This is a genomic window from Microbacterium sp. NPDC088619, assembly GCF_044752825.1.
Taxonomy (GTDB): Bacteria; Actinomycetota; Actinomycetes; order Actinomycetales; family Microbacteriaceae; genus Microbacterium.
In genome coordinates this window covers 844,357-859,405 of sequence record NZ_JBIVLZ010000001.1, presented here as the reverse complement: position 1 = coordinate 859,405, position 15,049 = coordinate 844,357, and the positions used below count along the sequence as shown (strand labels likewise).

The 15,049-nt window shown below is 68.0% G+C and carries 14 protein-coding genes; 6 read left to right on the top strand and 8 right to left on the bottom strand.

The features are described from left to right. Positions 1 to 13: 13 nt before the first annotated feature. Positions 14 to 1,009 carry an asparaginase gene (locus tag ACIP5T_RS04495; protein WP_400860896.1) on the bottom strand — a complete coding sequence of 332 codons (996 nt, stop codon included), beginning with the start codon at positions 1,007 to 1,009 and terminating at the stop codon, positions 14 to 16. An 81-nt stretch (positions 1,010 to 1,090) separates the two neighbouring features. Between ACIP5T_RS04495 and ACIP5T_RS04490 the strand changes: the two genes are divergently transcribed. Continuing rightward, positions 1,091 to 1,585 carry an OsmC family protein gene (locus ACIP5T_RS04490; RefSeq protein ID WP_400860894.1) on the top strand — a complete coding sequence of 165 codons (495 nt, stop codon included), beginning with the start codon at positions 1,091 to 1,093 and terminating at the stop codon, positions 1,583 to 1,585. Between the two features lie 14 nt (positions 1,586 to 1,599). On the opposite strand, the gene ACIP5T_RS04485 is transcribed toward ACIP5T_RS04490, so the two are convergent. Beyond that, positions 1,600 to 2,379: a lysophospholipid acyltransferase family protein gene (locus ACIP5T_RS04485; protein WP_400860892.1), complete on the bottom strand. Its 780-nt coding sequence runs from the start codon at positions 2,377 to 2,379 to the stop codon at positions 1,600 to 1,602. Between the two features lie 123 nt (positions 2,380 to 2,502). Here ACIP5T_RS04485 and ACIP5T_RS04480 point away from each other — a divergent pair, with 123 nt between their 5' ends. Both ACIP5T_RS04480 and dxr read left to right on the top strand, forming a co-directional pair. After that, positions 2,503 to 3,492, top strand: a complete 990-nt coding sequence (locus ACIP5T_RS04480; RefSeq protein WP_400860891.1) for an FKBP-type peptidyl-prolyl cis-trans isomerase — start codon at positions 2,503 to 2,505, stop codon at positions 3,490 to 3,492. 36 nt (positions 3,493 to 3,528) lie between these two features. Further along, on the top strand, positions 3,529 to 4,611 hold the full coding sequence (gene dxr / locus ACIP5T_RS04475; protein WP_400860889.1) for a 1-deoxy-D-xylulose-5-phosphate reductoisomerase: 1,083 nt from the start codon (positions 3,529 to 3,531) through the stop codon (positions 4,609 to 4,611). 88 nt (positions 4,612 to 4,699) lie between these two features. Here dxr and ACIP5T_RS04470 read toward each other — a convergent pair whose 3' ends face one another. The 3 genes from ACIP5T_RS04470 to ACIP5T_RS04460 all read right to left on the bottom strand — a co-directional run bounded on the left by ACIP5T_RS04470 (position 4,700) and on the right by ACIP5T_RS04460 (position 7,759). Continuing rightward, positions 4,700 to 6,322, bottom strand: coding sequence for a Mur ligase family protein (locus ACIP5T_RS04470; protein ID WP_400860888.1), 1,623 nt, complete (start codon positions 6,320 to 6,322; stop codon positions 4,700 to 4,702). Positions 6,323 to 6,411: 89 nt separating this feature from the next. Continuing rightward, positions 6,412 to 7,098, bottom strand: a complete 687-nt coding sequence (locus ACIP5T_RS04465; RefSeq protein WP_400860887.1) for a YcnI family protein — start codon at positions 7,096 to 7,098, stop codon at positions 6,412 to 6,414. An 88-nt stretch (positions 7,099 to 7,186) separates the two neighbouring features. Continuing rightward, the gene (locus tag ACIP5T_RS04460) at positions 7,187 to 7,759 is read right to left on the bottom strand and encodes a hypothetical protein (protein ID WP_400860885.1); all 573 of its coding nucleotides are present in this window, start codon (positions 7,757 to 7,759) and stop codon (positions 7,187 to 7,189) included. Between the two features lie 82 nt (positions 7,760 to 7,841). Between ACIP5T_RS04460 and ACIP5T_RS04455 the strand changes: the two genes are divergently transcribed. Beyond that, on the top strand, positions 7,842 to 9,158 hold the full coding sequence (locus ACIP5T_RS04455; RefSeq protein ID WP_400860883.1) for a M50 family metallopeptidase: 1,317 nt from the start codon (positions 7,842 to 7,844) through the stop codon (positions 9,156 to 9,158). Positions 9,159 to 9,216: 58 nt separating this feature from the next. Here ACIP5T_RS04455 and ACIP5T_RS04450 read toward each other — a convergent pair whose 3' ends face one another. Continuing rightward, a complete protein-coding gene (locus tag ACIP5T_RS04450; protein ID WP_400860882.1) occupies positions 9,217 to 11,100 on the bottom strand; it encodes a chorismate-binding protein in 1,884 nt (627 codons plus the stop codon). Positions 11,101 to 11,351: 251 nt separating this feature from the next. Between ACIP5T_RS04450 and ispG the strand changes: the two genes are divergently transcribed. After that, a complete protein-coding gene (ispG, locus tag ACIP5T_RS04445) occupies positions 11,352 to 12,482 on the top strand; it encodes a flavodoxin-dependent (E)-4-hydroxy-3-methylbut-2-enyl-diphosphate synthase (protein ID WP_400786086.1) in 1,131 nt (376 codons plus the stop codon). 39 nt (positions 12,483 to 12,521) lie between these two features. Continuing rightward, positions 12,522 to 13,388 carry a hypothetical protein gene (locus tag ACIP5T_RS04440; RefSeq protein ID WP_400860881.1) on the top strand — a complete coding sequence of 289 codons (867 nt, stop codon included), beginning with the start codon at positions 12,522 to 12,524 and terminating at the stop codon, positions 13,386 to 13,388. Between the two features lie 6 nt (positions 13,389 to 13,394). Here ACIP5T_RS04440 and ACIP5T_RS04435 read toward each other — a convergent pair whose 3' ends face one another. Next, positions 13,395 to 14,141 (bottom strand): nucleotidyltransferase domain-containing protein, encoded by a 747-nt coding sequence (locus ACIP5T_RS04435; protein WP_400860879.1) that lies wholly within the window; start codon positions 14,139 to 14,141, stop codon positions 13,395 to 13,397. After that, positions 14,125 to 15,033: an NUDIX domain-containing protein gene (locus ACIP5T_RS04430; protein ID WP_400860878.1), complete on the bottom strand. Its 909-nt coding sequence runs from the start codon at positions 15,031 to 15,033 to the stop codon at positions 14,125 to 14,127. Before ACIP5T_RS04430 ends, ACIP5T_RS04435 begins: the two co-directional genes overlap by 17 nt. Positions 15,034 to 15,049 lie beyond the last annotated feature (16 nt).

Below are 15,049 nucleotides of genomic sequence, written 5' to 3'. Positions count from 1 at the left end.
GTGCGCCGTGCGGTCAGATGCCGCTTCCGGGGCGGACGGCTCCGACCTCCGCGCCGCCGCCGAGCACCTCGAGAGGCAGAGCGGCAGCGAGCGTCGCGACCTCGGAGTCGGTGAGCCCGCCTGCGCGGGCGAGCAGAGTCGCAGCCACGATCGTCGACGCGCGGGCACCGCCATCGAGCATCTTCAGCGCGACGGTCGTTCCGTTCGGAGCGACCATGACCATGATGCCCTCGGCGCCGCCTTTCGCGAACACTCCGAGCTTCTCGATCGCGATGGTGTCAGGGCGACCGGGACCGTCGATGGTCCACGGGTGCTCACGCACCGCGCGAACCAGGGAGCCGGCGACCCGGTGCAGAGCGAAGGGGGAACGGTCCGAGGCGGTGCCGATCCGATGGATCGACCGCGCGAGGCCCGTCAGCGTGATCGCATAGACGGGAGCGCCGCACCCGTCGATCGCGGTGTGGGCGACCTTCTCACCGGTCAGACGCTCGATGACTTCGCGGATGTGCAGCTGAAGCGGGTGCGCGGGGTCCAGATAGCTGTCGGTGGGCCAGCCGGTCGCGACGCAGGCGCGAAGCATCGCCGCGTGCTTGCCCGAGCAGTTCATGCGGATCCGGGTCTGCGCGCCGTGCTCGCGCACGAGTTCGTCACGGGCGGAGGTATCACCGGGCCACGCCGGCGGGCAGCCCAGATGATCCTCGGTGAGACCGCCCTCGGTGAGCACGTCGCGCACCACGGCGGCATGGCGGTCGGTTCCGCTATGACTCGCGGTCGACATCGCGAGCTGCTCCCCGTCGAGAGTCGCCCCGGCGGTGATGCATGCCACCGCCTGCAGCGGCTTGAGGCTCGAGCGAGGCAGGATCACGGCATCCGCGTTTCCATAGCGCGCGACGACATCGCCGTCAGGCGAGAGAACGACCGCGGCCCCCGCATGGCGAGACTCGATGAATCCGCTTCTTTCGACGACGGCGAGTTCCACGGCATCTTGAACGGTGAGAGTCTCCAGCACCTCCCAAGGATATCGTCGGTTGGGCGAACGCAGCGCCAGCCTCCGTGATCGTCGCGCCCATCCTGGTGGCAGACTGTCGCCATGGCAGATCGATCAGCCCCGCTCGGCGAGCACCGCTATTCACTCAGCTCCACCTGGACGGGCAACTCAGGCACCGGCACGAGTGGCTATCGCGAGTATCGGCGCGATGTCACGCTCGAGGTCGCGGGCAAGCCCGACATCCTCGCCTCCGCCGACAAGCCGTTCCGAGGCGATCCGTCGCGGTGGAATCCCGAGGATCTGCTCCTCGCCTCGCTCTCCGAGTGCCACCTGCTCTCGTACCTGCACGCCTGCGTCACCGCAGGCGTCGTCGTCGTCTCCTATCGAGACACCGCCTCGGGGATGATGCGGGAGGACGGCAAGGGCGGCGGCGCTTTCGTCGAGGTGATGCTGCGTCCCGACGTCGTCGTCGCCGACGTATCGATGATCGACGCGGCAGAGCGCGCTCATGCGCAGGCCAACGAGTGGTGCTTCATCGCGAACTCGATGAACTTTCCCGTGCGACACGAAGCGTCGGTGCGCGCCGCGACGAGCTGAGCGGCCGGTGCGCGTCAGCGGCGCTCGTGAGGAAGCGCCTGCTTGATCTTCTCGATCGTGCCCTGCGCGGGAGCCTCGTTGTAGGCGTCGGCCAGCTCCTGGCCGGAAAGGGCATGGATGGCGGCCATGATCTCGTCCGTGGCGAGTCTGCGGGCGCGACCGCTCGTGGCGGGGCCATGGGGGGAGAGATCGAGCGGTTCTCCGAAACGCACCGTGATGCGTTCCTTCAGCGTCGGCATCTTCGCGCCGACCGGCATCACCTTGTCCGTGCCGATCAATCCGACAGGGACGACCGGTGCTCCGGTCTGCAGAGCCAGGAAGGCGACGCCGGTGCGCCCCTTGTACAGGCGTCCGTCGGTAGAACGTGTCCCTTCGGGGTAGAGCGCGACGGCGAGGCCTTCTTCGAGCAGCTGGCGCTGCACATCGAGGGCGTCGAGGGCGGCCTTCCCCGCGCCGCGGCGCACGGAGATGGCGCCGATCGACTCGAAGAACGTCTTGCTGAGCCAGCCTTTGAATCCCGTCCCCTCGAAATAGGTGGACTTCGCCAGGAAATGCACGGGGCGCGGTGCGGCCACCGGAATCGCGATCGAGTCGATGAACGACAGGTGGTTGCTCGCGAAGATGACCGCGCCGTCTTTCGGGACGTTCTCCCTACCCTCGATGCGGGGCCGGTAGATCGTGCGCGCAAGCGGGGTGATGAGGCTGCGACCGAGCGCATAGGCGAAGCCTGCGTGACGAGGCTTCTCAGTCTCTGCGGGCGAAGTTTCGGGCTCCACGGACTGATCTGACGTCATCAGAGCAGATTACCCCGGCAATCATGCCGCGGCGGGAATGAAGCGCCAGCGCGCGCCTCCCAGCATCAGCAAAGGGGCGTGAGGGATGATGGGGTGTCCCGCCCGCGATCCTGAGGTTCAACTGTGCGCAAGCGTCCGCTTATCGTCCTGTCCACCGTCGCCGCGGCGACCCTTCTGCTGGCGGGGTGCTCCGGCGGCTCGACGCCCGAGTCGACCGCCACCCCCGACGCCGGTGCCGAGAGCTCCTGCCTCGCCGACATCGCGTCGGGTGCAGGCTCTGATGCCGTGACCGTCGAAGGATCCGGTGCGGATGTCAAGGTCTCCGTTCCCGAGGGCGCGGATCTTGCTGAGGCCGAGCGCTCGGTGGTGGTCGAGGGCGACGGCGATGACGTCATGCCCGGAGATCTCGTATCCCTGCGGTACCAGCTCATCGATGCCACCACCAATGAAGTGCTCAGCACGTCGGAGCGCGGCCCCGACGGAGTCCTGTCCGCTCTCCTGGCCGTCCAGCAGCCACAGCAGATCGTCGATCCCACGCAGTCGACGGTGTTCACCGTCGCGGCCGAGTGCCTCCCGATCGGATCCAGCGTGGTGCTGACCCTTCCTTCGGCGCAGGAGGGCATGAACCCCAGCGTCCTCTACGTCGAGACGATCGAGCAGCTTCCGACGACGGCGACCGGTTCCGAGGTCGACGCGACCGATGGCATGCCCGTCGTCGAGCTCGACGATGCCGGATCGCCGACGATCACGATCCCCGACTCCGATGCCCCCGCCGAGACCGAGGTGGCCGTGCTCAAGCAGGGCGACGGCGCCGTCGTGGGTGCGGGCGACCTGGTCACGGTGCAGTACCGCGGCGTGAAGTGGTCCGACGGCTCCGAGTTCGACTCCAGTTGGAGCCGGGACGCCGCCCCGTCGCAGTTCCCCACCAGCGGAGTGGTCCCCGGGTTCAAGATGGCACTCGAGGGCCAGAAGGTCGGTTCGCAGGTCGTCGTCGCGATGCCTCCGAAGGACGGCTACGGCGAGGGCGAGATCAACGACGCGGATCTGACCGGCGAAACCCTGGTCTTCGTCGTCGACATCCTCGCGACGACGCCGGTCGAGCAGGCCCCGTAACGCAGAGGAGCCGAGGGCTTGCCATAGGCTGACGGCATGCGTCGCATCATCGTCCTCGGCTCCACAGGCTCCATCGGCACGCAGGCGCTCGACGTCATCCGCGCCAACCCTCGTCGTTTCGAACTCGTCGGCCTTGCCGCCGGGACGAACGCCGAGATGCTCGCGGAGCAGGCCGCGAACTTCCATGTCGACAGCACCGCATTGGGCGCCGCCGAGGCCGAACAGCTCGTGCGCGATGTCGAGGCCGACGTGGTGCTCAACGCGATCACCGGATCGATCGGGCTCGGTTCCACCCTCGCAGCGCTGAAAGCCGGCAGAACCCTCGCTCTCGCGAACAAGGAATCCCTCATCGTCGGCGGCGAACTGGTTCTCGCAGCAGCGGCCCCCGATCAGATCGTCCCCGTCGATTCAGAGCACTCGGCCCTCGCGCAGGCGCTGCGCAGCGGCACCCATGCCGAGGTGCGACGCCTTGTCGTGACGGCGTCCGGTGGGCCGTTCCGCGGTCGCGCGCGTGAACAGATGCTCGAGGTCACGCCGCAGGAAGCGCTCGCGCACCCGACATGGGACATGGGCCGCATGGTCACCACGAACTCCGCGACGCTGGTGAACAAGGGTCTCGAGGTGATCGAGGCGCACCTGCTGTTCGACATTGCCTACGACGACATCGAGGTCGTCGTGCACCCTCAGTCGATCGTGCACTCGATGGTCGAGTTCATCGACGGCTCGACGATCGCCCAGGCATCCCCGCCCGACATGCGTCTTCCGATCTCACTGGGGCTCGACTGGCCGAGTCGCGTCGGTGGGGTCGGACGCCCTCTCGACTGGACCCAAGCGACCTCGTGGACGTTCGAGCCGCTCGACGACGTCGCCTTCCCGGCCGTCGACCTCGCCAAGGCCGTGGGCCGTGCGGGCGCGACATTCCCTGCGGTCTACAACGCGGCCAACGAGCAGGCGGTCGATGCGTTCCACGAGGGACGGCTGCCGTTCCTCGGCATCGTCGACACGATCTCACGCGTGGTCGACGCCCACGAGCCGCCGCAGACGCTGACGGTCGAATCGCTCGCCGAGGCCGAGGAGTGGGCGCGCCGAAAGGCCGATCAGCTGATCGCGCGCGTCTGATCTCCGGCGAGGCCGCGACTCGCCTGAGGGGAGTGGCGGTCGAGGAGCCGGTGCGCAACCGCTGATCGCGACGGCACCGGCGCTCGAGTCAGTCTTCGTCGGGGTAGGGGACGGGCCAGTGCGAATCGGGCACGGGCCACCCGGCCGCGCGGAGCGCCCGTCGTGCCAGCTCTCGGGCGGAATAGGGCGTGCGCACTCCCCGGATGTCGCGATAGTCCTGATGCCCGGGGCCTGCCCACAGGATCGAATCGCCCTCTCCGACCAGTCCGACCGCCGCCACGATGGCCGCCTCGGGCGGCGAGTACTCGTGGATCTCGGCGTCGGGGCGCGCGGTGCGCGCGCCTGCGACGAGAGTGGCCCTGATCGAGTCAGGGTCTTCGAAGCGGGGGTGGTGGTCGGTCACGACGAGGATGTCGCTGCCCTCGACGGCGGTGCGCGCCATGTCGAAGCGTTTGCTGGCGTCGCGGTCCCCGTCGGCACCGAACAGCATCAGCACCTTGCCCGGGGTCACGCGGCGGACCGCGGCGAGCGTCTTCTCGAAAGCGTCGGGCGAGTGCCCGAAGTCGACGAAGACGACAGGGCCGGTGTCTCCGGAGACGAGCTGCGTGCGCCCGGGGAGATGAGCATGGATGCCGCCGTCACGATCGAGGGCGGCGACGATGCGATCCCAGGCATAGCCGCCCTCGAGCAGCATGACGATGGCCAGAGCGGCGTTCGCCGCCATGTGCGGACCGATCACCGGCACCGTGGTCGTCACGGATCCGGCAGGGCCGGTGAGCGTGAACGTAGTCCCCGAGGCTCGTTCGTCGTCGATCACGACGACCCAGTCGGCGCGGGCGGCGGCGTTGGGATCGGCCGCGATCGACGGGGTGCCGACGGTGACGACAGGGATCTCCGCACGCTGCACGACGATCGCGCCGTTGGGCGAGTCGAGGCACACCACTGCGCGCGTCGCCCGATCCGGTCGGAACAGCGGCAGCTTGGCCTCGAAGTACTCCTCCATGTCGGCGTAGTCGTCGAGGTGGTCGTGGCTGAGATTGGTGAAGCCGGCGACGTCGAAGCGGATGCCGTCGACGCGATGACGAGAGAGCGCCTGGGCACTGACCTCGACGGCCACGGCTTCGACATCGCGCTCGCGCATCAGCGCGAGCAGCGCGTGCATCTCCGACGCCTCCGGGGTCGTCAGTCTCGAGACGATGACCTCACCGGCGATGTGGCGCTCGGCGGTCGAGGAGAGTCCGGTGACGACGCCGAGCTGGTCGAGGATGCCCTCGAGCAGATGCGAGACGCTCGTCTTACCGTTGGTCCCGGTGGTGGCGAACAGCAGGGGGAGCGGCGCACCCGCGCCCGTGCCGTAGACCCACGCGCTCAGTGCGCCGAGGACGGCGCGGGGGTCGTCCACGATGAGCACAGGGAGTCCGGCCGGTTCGGCGATGTCGGCGCCGTCCTCGTCGGTGATGATCGCGACGGCCCCCTTCTCGGCGGCGGTGACCGCGAACTCGGCGCCGTGGCGATTCACGCCCCGGATCGCGACGAAGGCTTCGCCGGGACGGAGGTCGGCAGTGGCGAGGGTGATGCCCGACAGGGCGACACCGTTCACCTCGCCGCGGACGTCTCGTGCGAATCGAGAGGCGAGTTCGGACAGCTCGCGCCGGGGCGGGTTCGCGGGGCGGAGCACGGGAGGCAGGCTCGGTTGTTGTTCAATCGACATGTCGCATCCATGATCTCACGGCTCCGGTGGGATCACGGGGTGCGGCACGTCTCCCCGGCTCCATCGAGCCGAGGAGACGCGCCAGGGCGTCACGCCTTGCGGCGGTAGGCCACTACGGAGACGACGAGTGCGGCGATGCCGGCGACGAGGCCGCCCGCGCCCATCGCCGTGCCGAGCGCGTTCGAAGAGTCTGCTTCGTCGGCGGCATCCGAGTCGGCGGCATCCGCGTCTTCGGCTTCCTCCGCGGAGCCGTGCGCCCCGTGTCCGTCAGCGGACGCGGCGACGACCTCGACCACCGGAGCGGGCGCATCGAGGCTGTGCGGGTCTTCGCCGTCCTCTGCGAGCTGCGTCCATTCGGTGCTTCCCTCGACGCACGTCTGGACGACCGGGAAAGCGAGCGAGTCGGGCGTGTCCTCATCGAGCCCGACAGCCATGCTCACTGCGCCGCGCAGTTCGTTGGGCACCGGTGCGACGGCGGTGTAGGTCACGGCGCTGACGAGTCCGTCATCGCCTTTCTCGATGTCGATCGACCAGTTGCTGTCCATGGTGGGCGCGACGGAGGCGAGCCCCTCGGGCATCGTCACCTTGAGCGATGTCGTCGGGGAGTTCTCGCAGCCGTGGGCGAACGAGAAGGTCAGCACGCCGTGGTCTCCTGCGGTCAGCTCGTCCGGGCTGACACTGACGTGGGCGCTGGCCATCGCAGGGATGGCGAGGGCGAGGATCGCGCCTCCGACGAGTCCTGCGGTGACGTTGCGGCGGGTGGTGGTGGAACGCATGGTGGTACTCCTGTGTGCTGATCTGCGGGCGCGGCGGTGTGCGCGGCATCCGCGGGAAGGTGGAACGCCTCGGAGAGGCGATGCGAGATCAGACGTGTGCAGGAGGACCGCGGCGCGACACCGATACCGAGAAGTCGCTCTCGGCCGGCACTCGGATCGCGAACACCGGGAATGCGGGGCTTTCGTGGGCCGGTCGGAACAGCGCGACCGCCTGACGCAGGCGTGCCTGCACCCAGCCGGCGATCGCTCGCACCGACGACTCGCCGTGACAGACCAGAACGGTGGTGATGATCGCTGCGATGACGTGTCCGACGAGCATGAGGGCATCAGGAGCGGTCGTGGCGACCACCGGACCCAGAGCGGCGAGATCGAGATGGTGTGCGTGCCCCGCGAGCGCCGTTCCATCGGTCGGGGTGCCGAGCAGCTGGAACACGAGGTGGAAGAGCCCCTGGCTGACCAGCACGGTCAGAGCGACGCGCGTCCGGGACACTCGGGCGCCGATGAGCAGCGCTGCCAGAGGCACGAGGAGCGTCGCGACGGCGAGCACCAGAAGCGGGTGCGGGGCGGCTCCGCCCGCGGTGGTGTGCGACGCCGCAGCGACCAGAGTGGCGGCGCCGGATGCCGTGGCTGCGCGCAGAAGTCGCAGCTGGCGGGAGGTCACAGGACAAGCCTAACGGTGCGACGTCTGCGCCCCATGCAGCACATGGGGCTTATTCCTAGGCGGCGAGCACTAGCTTGGGGGAGTGGAAGCACTGCTCTATCTGGGTGGCATCGTGTTCATGCTGATCGGCCTCGGCCTGTCGATCGGTCTGCACGAGGTCGGCCACCTCCTGCCGGCGAAGCTGTTCGGCGTGCGCGTCGGCCAGTACATGATCGGCTTCGGCCCGAGGCTCTGGTCCAAGCGCATCGGCGAGACCGAGTACGGGTTCAAGCTTCTGCCGCTCGGTGGATTCATCTCGATGTCGGGGATGTACCCGGCTTCCGCCGCATCCGGTCCGGCGAAGGGCGTCTTCCGCGCACTCGTGCAGGACGCGAGGTCCGCGAACGACGAGACGATCGCGGAAGGCGCGGAGGACCGTGTGTTCTATCGCCTGCCCGTGTGGAAGCGCGTCGTCGTGATGCTCGGTGGTCCGCTGATGAACCTAATCCTCGCGGTCCTCATCTTCACCGTTCTCGTGTCGGGTATCGGGGTGCAGCAGGGAACCACGACGATCGCCTCGGTGAACCAGTGCGTCCTGCCCGCGGGATCGACGGCGACGGAGTGCGAGGCAGGCGACCCGGCGACGCCGGCAGCAGAAGCCGGGATCAGACCCGGTGATGTGCTGGTGTCCGTCGACGGGCAGCCCGTGTCGACGTTCGCGCAGGCGACCGCCATCGTGCAGGCGGCTCCAGGGGAGACCCTGCGACTGGTGGTTCTTCGAGACGGCGCCGAGGAGACGCTGAGCATCACGCCGATCGAGGCTGAGCGCACCATCACAGATGCGAGTGGACAGCCGGTTATGGGCGAGGACGGTCAACCCGTCGTCCGGGAAGTCGGATATGTCGGCATGGCGGCGCAGATGGGCTTCGTCCAGCAACCGTTGTCGGCAGGACCCCAGATGGCGGCCGACACCGTCGCGCGCGTCGGGTCGATGATCGTGACTCTTCCGGTTCGCATCTGGGACACCGGTGTCTCCCTGGTCACGGGGTCTGAGCGCGACCCGAACGGGCCGCTGAGCGTCGTGGGCGTCGGACGCATCGCGGGTGAAGTCGCGGCGATCGATGCGCCGATCCTCAACCGCTTCTCAGTCCTCCTCGGGCTCCTCGGATCTCTGAATGTGGCGCTGTTCGTGTTCAACCTGATCCCACTGCTGCCGCTCGACGGAGGTCATGTCGTCGTCGCGCTGTGGGACGGCATCCGCCGTGCCTGGGCCAAGCTGTTCCGTCGACCGCCGCCCCCGCCCGTCGACGCCACCAGGCTCGTGCCGCTGACCGTGGTCGTCGCCACGCTGCTCATCGTCATGGGGGCTGTGCTGCTCCTCGCCGATGTCTTCAACCCGGTGAACATCTTCGGAGGCTGAATCGCCTTCGAGGCGCGGCTACTTCGGTAGCCGAGTTGCCCCGGCATCCGCTCTCGGATCAGGCCAGCGCGTGCGAGACCAGACGCTCGAGCGTGCGGATGCCGTCCCGCGACAGGATCGATTCGAGGTGCCCCTGGACCGACGCGAATCGGTCGCCACGAAGCGCGTAGACATCGCCGGACTCGGGGTCGGCTGACACGTCGACCGGTCCCGTCGATGTCGTACCGGGGGCCACCCTGGCCGTGAAGGTGTTGTAGAAGCCGATCGATGCGTCCTCGCCGAACACGGGGACCGATTTCTGGAGTCCCTGATGCGGCGCGGCGAGTGGTGTCAGAGCGATGCCGAGACGATCGCTGAGGATCTGATGGCTCAGGCACACAGCGAGCAGCGGCGATCTCGCGTCCACGCGTCGGGCCACGACCTCGCGCAGCCTGCTGATGCGGTCGCTCTCGACGTCGCGGGGATCACCCGGCCCTGGGCCTGCGACCACGAGGTCGGCTGCGTCGAGCTCCGCATCGTCGACGTCGCTCCAGGCGCGGATCGTGACCCCGAGTCCGAGGTGACGCAGCTGGTGGGCGAGCATCGTGGTGAAGCGATCCTCGGCGTCGACGACGATCGCGGATCGGCCGGCGAAGGGCCCGGTCAGCTCATCGCCCTGCGGATTCAGCCAGAAGTCCGCCAGCCGCGCATTGCGCGAGGAGAGAAGCTCCGCGATCGCGGGGTCGTCGGCGAGAGGCTGCCGTTCACCCGGGGCGTCCGCATCATCGCGCGCTTCGGCGACGCTGTCGCGATCGATCGCCCCGATGGCGCCGAGAACACCGGCGGCTTTGCCGTGGGTCTCCGACACCTCGCCGTGCGGGTCCGAGTGCCGCACGAGAGTCGCGCCCACGGGCACACTGAGCGAGCCGTTCTGCAGGTACACGGTGCGGATCAGGATCGGCGCATCGAGGTCGTGCCCGCCCGCATCGTTCGGAGTGAACAGGGCGGCCACGCCGGAGTAGTACCCACGCGGCTTCTTCTCGTGACGGCGGATCACCGCGCACGCGTTCTGCATCGGCGAGCCGGTCACGGTCGGCGCGAACATCGTCTCGCGCAGGATGTCGCGGGGGTCCAGCGTGCTGCGGCCGCGGAGCATGTACTCGGTGTGGGTGAGGCGCGACATCTCTTTCAGATGCGGGCCGGTGATGCGTCCGCCGTCGGAGCACACCGCGCTCATCATCTTGAGCTCCTCGTCGACGACCATGAAGAGCTCTTCCGTCTCCTTCGTGGACGAGAGGAAGTCGATCAGGGTGTCTCGCGTGGCTCCACCGGAAGGGTGGCGGAAGGTGCCCGAGATGGGATTCATCGTCACGACGCCGCCGCGCGCGACGACGTGCGCCTCCGGGCTCGCGCCGACTGCGATGTGTCCGGGTGTGACGACCGCGAAGGTCCAGTAAGCGCCTCGCTCGTGCGTGAGGAGGGCGCGGAACCAGGTGAGCGCGGCTGTCCGGTCGTCGACGTCGATCTCGGCGGTGAAGTCGCGGCGGATCACGAAGTTCGCGCCTTCGCCCCGTCCGATCTCGTCGGCGATCACGGTCTCGACGATCCTGGCGTACTCCTCGTCGGGGATGTCGAACCCGCCGTCGCTCAGCGGCACGGGATCTGAAGGCAGCGTCGAGAGCAGCTCGGGCGTCGCGATATGCAGGTGCTCATCGACCACGATGCATCGCAGAGGTGCGCCGTCGTCCTGGGCGACGAAGCCGCGCTCGCGAACCTGACGGTATGGAACCATCGTGAAGATCTCGCGGGGGGTGCCGTCGATCGACAGCGGTATGTCAGCCAGCAGTTCGACATCGACGACCTCGCCGGTGAGCAGTTCCACCGATTCGGCGCCGTCGCGTGCGATGAGCACGAAGGATGCGGCCGGGTCTGCGGTGAGCTCGGCAAGACGTGAGAGGGTCATCGGGGTCTCCTGTGCGTGGCTCCGGCTCGGCTCAACGAAAAGACCGCCCCGGAGGCGGTCTGGATTCGTGGGAACGCGAACACACCGCCTAAGAGGCGGGCCACCAGGTGAAGTTCGCGAGCATGGGCTGAAAACTATCACACCGCACGCCAGGGCCCAGGCCGCATGACGCGCGTCAGGGGCGGGCGACTTCCAGCCTGCGTGCATTCAGGCGGCGTAGGCTGGGCGTTGTGCCAGCAGTGAATCTTGGGATGCCGAAGATCCCCGAAGTCCTCGCCCCGCGACGCAAGTCTCGTCAGATCAAGGTGGGCAAGGTGCTCGTCGGTGGTGACGCGCCCGTCACCGTCCAGTCGATGACCACGACGAAGACGACGGACATCAACGCGACCCTCCAGCAGATCGCGGAACTGACCGCATCCGGGTGTGAGATCGTCCGTGTGGCCGTCCCGCATCAGGACGACGCCGACGCGCTCAAGATCATCGCGATGAAGAGCCAGATCCCCGTCATCGCCGACATCCATTTCCAGCCGCGCTACATCTACACCGCCATCGATGCGGGGTGCGGCGCTGTGCGGGTCAACCCTGGCAACATCCGCGAGTTCGACGGCAACGTCGGCAAGATCGCCGAGGCCGCCAAGGCTGCGGGCGTCTCGCTGCGGATCGGCGTCAACGCGGGCTCGCTCGACCGCCGCATTCTGACCAAGTACGGCAAGGCGACCGCTGAGGCGCTCGTGGAGAGCGCCGTCTGGGAGGCTTCGCTGTTCGAGGAGCACGACTTCCACGACTTCAAGATCTCGGTCAAGCACAATGACCCGATCGTCATGGTGAAGGCGTACCGTCAGCTCGCCGAACGGGGCGACTGGCCGCTGCATCTCGGTGTGACCGAGGCCGGTCCCGCGTTCCAGGGCACGATCAAGAGCGCCACGGCTTTCGGCATCCTGCTCGGCGAGGGCATCGGAGACACCATCCGCGTGTCCCTGTCAGCGCCGCCGGCCGAAGAGGTGAAGGTCGGACACCAGATCCTGCAGTCGCTGAACCTCCGCGAGCGCAAGCTCGAGATCGTGTCATGCCCGTCGTGCGGGCGCGCTCAGGTCGACGTCTACTCGCTCGCCGAGAACGTCACCGAGGGGCTCAAGGACATGACCGTGCCGCTGCGCGTCGCCGTCATGGGCTGCGTCGTGAACGGTCCCGGTGAAGCGCGCGAGGCCGATCTCGGGGTCGCCTCGGGAAACGGCAAGGGGCAGATCTTCGTCAAGGGCGAGGTCGTCAAGACCGTTCCCGAAGCGGATATCGTCGCCACGCTGATCGAAGAGGCCAACCGGATCGCGGCCGAGATGGGGCCTGAGGCACCGCTCGGCACCGCTCAGGTCGTCACGGCCTGACCGACCTGCACCCCCCGCCGGTTCGACACGAGGAGTTCCATGCCGTCGTCCACGATCGTCTCCTTCGCGGGAGGCGACCTCACTGGGTCGAGCACCGTCGCACGAGTCGAGACGTCATCGCGGGGAACCGTCGTCGTCGTCGACGCGACCCCGTTCCATCCGGTCGACCACACCTGGCCGGACCAGCCGGGAGATACAGGTGAGCTGTCTGCAGAGGGGAATGCCGTCCGCATCGCCGAGGCCGTGATGGCCGCGGTGTCGGACGAGGGAGAGTTCGCCGTCGGAGCCGAGATCCCCGTCAAGCGGGGCGTGGAGGGATGGACCTGGCTCGTCGGACACCCGATCGACGGCGATGCTCCCGCCTGGCTCGCCGAGGGCGCACGCGTCGAATTGTCGGTCGATGCCCCGCGACGGGCAGGGCTCAGCCGCGGTCACACCGCCTGCCACCTGGCATCACTGGCGTTGGACATCGCTCTCGCCGACCTGTGGCGCAAGAACCCCGGTTCCGATGCTCTGGGCAACCCGAACTTCGAGGCACGGGCGAACCAGTCCAGCCGTATCCATGAAGACGGCGCGGTCGACGAGTACCGCCTGGGCAAGAGTCTTCGCAGGGCCGGATTCGACACCGAGACCTTCGCGACGACGCTCGAGGTTCGCGAGACCGCGATCAACTCGCAGCTGGCCACGTGGGTCGCCTCCGGCGCGACGAGCCGCGTGGTTCCCGAGGGCCCCACGATCGTGGACCGTCGCAGCTGGCACTGCGAACTGCCGGATGGTGACGCGGAGATCCTCTGCGGCGGAACCCACGTCGAGTCTCTCTCCGAGTTCGTCTCCATCTCGGTCTCGCTCGATCTGACCGATCCGCAGCTGCTGGTGATGACCACGAAGGCCGTTCCCGCAGTCTGAGCCTGCTCAGCGTACGAAACCGGCTTGGACGCGCCCGCCGGCGCGGTCGAGCTCAGCCGAGACGCGGGCCGCGAAGGTCGCATAGTCGCTCTCGATCAGAGGGAGCGCCAAACGGTCGGCTCGCTCCATGCTCAGCTCGCGGAGACGCCGAGGGAGCCATTTTCCCGCCCCGATCCAGCGTCCTTCGGTGAGCAGAATGAGCTCTGCGATTCGCTCGAACAGGATGGATGCCTCCACTCGCTGCTCGAGAGGGTCTGTCGAATCCTCCAGATCGTCGAGCACATCCGTGATGACGTACCGGCGGAACGCGCACTCCTGCGCGCTGAGCGAAGGCCCCGCGTCGAGCACGCTCTGCCAATGCGTGCGGAGTGATGCCAGTCGGCCATCGTCGCGGATCGCGGTGCCGTCGACGAGCATGTGCACCGTCACCGGCCGATGCTGCGCGATGCCTCGCGCCGCCCACTCGTCGAACCCCGTCGGGGTGTATGCGAACACCTCGAAGATCTCGCCCTCGAACTCGTGCGTCGAGGCTTCGCTCGTCTGCCCCTCGACGCTGAAGAGCCGATCTCCGAGCACCAGCAGGTCGATGTCACTCGTCGCGGTGCGGTCGCCCCGTGCAGAGCTCCCCGCCACGAGGGCGACGTCAGCTGTGGGGTAGTGAGCGGTGACGAATCGTGCTGCGACGGCGAGGTGATCCACCCCGTCAGCGTAGCCCTCGGTGCGCAGGCGGGTCGGGTCAGAGGGAGACGGCACCCAGCCTGGCGCCTAGCCCGCCGGCGAGCACATGCGCTTGAGCGAGAGGGATCCATCGACAGGTCCACGAGGCCGGAGAGCCGCCGGTCGCCGGATCGGCTTCGCCTGCGCGCCAGACCGCCGTCACCTCGGCGTCAGAGGCCTCCATCTGGAAGAAGTGACGCCGTGCGATCTCGTTCCGCGCCGGTGCCAGGTCGTACAACTCCGTTCCGAGACTCCGAGTCACGGAGCCTCGGAGACCCGTCTCCTCGAACAGCTCGCGTGCGGCAGCGTGCGCAGTTGCCTCGTGCTCTTGAACGGTTCCGGCGGGGACCTGGACGCCGGTGACCAGGATGTCGACATCATCGTGCGTGAACACCAGCAAGTGCCCCTCGGCGATCACGTAGCAGACGGCCTTCTCGACGATCGGGGTCGACGTCGCGGCAGGAGTCCGGATGAAGTCGGTCGCATCTGCGAGGATTCGGTCGACGCCTCGATCGCGTCGCAGCCCTGCGATCTCGTCTATCGCGAACCATCCCGTCTCGGCCAACTCTCCGTCGGCGAAGATCAGAGGCGAATCATCGGGGATCGTGCAGAGGAACGCGGTCGTGACGTAGCTGACGACGTCGTCGTTGGCGTACCGGACGAGGAGGTCCTCCCCGCCGTACGCTCCGACGAGACGATCGATGTCGGCGCGGACCCCGAGCTCTTCGCGCACCTCCCGCCGCACGGCATCCTTCGGATCCTCACCTGGTTCGACACCGCCGCCGACCAGGCCCCATTCCGACGAGTCCACCCGCCGACACATCAGGAAACGGTCACCGCGCCGGATGACAGCCGTCACCGCGGGGAGCAGCAGGAGATCGTGACCGATGCGTTCGCGGATCCCGCTGATATACGGCGATGTGGGCATGGAGCAGAGCCTAGGT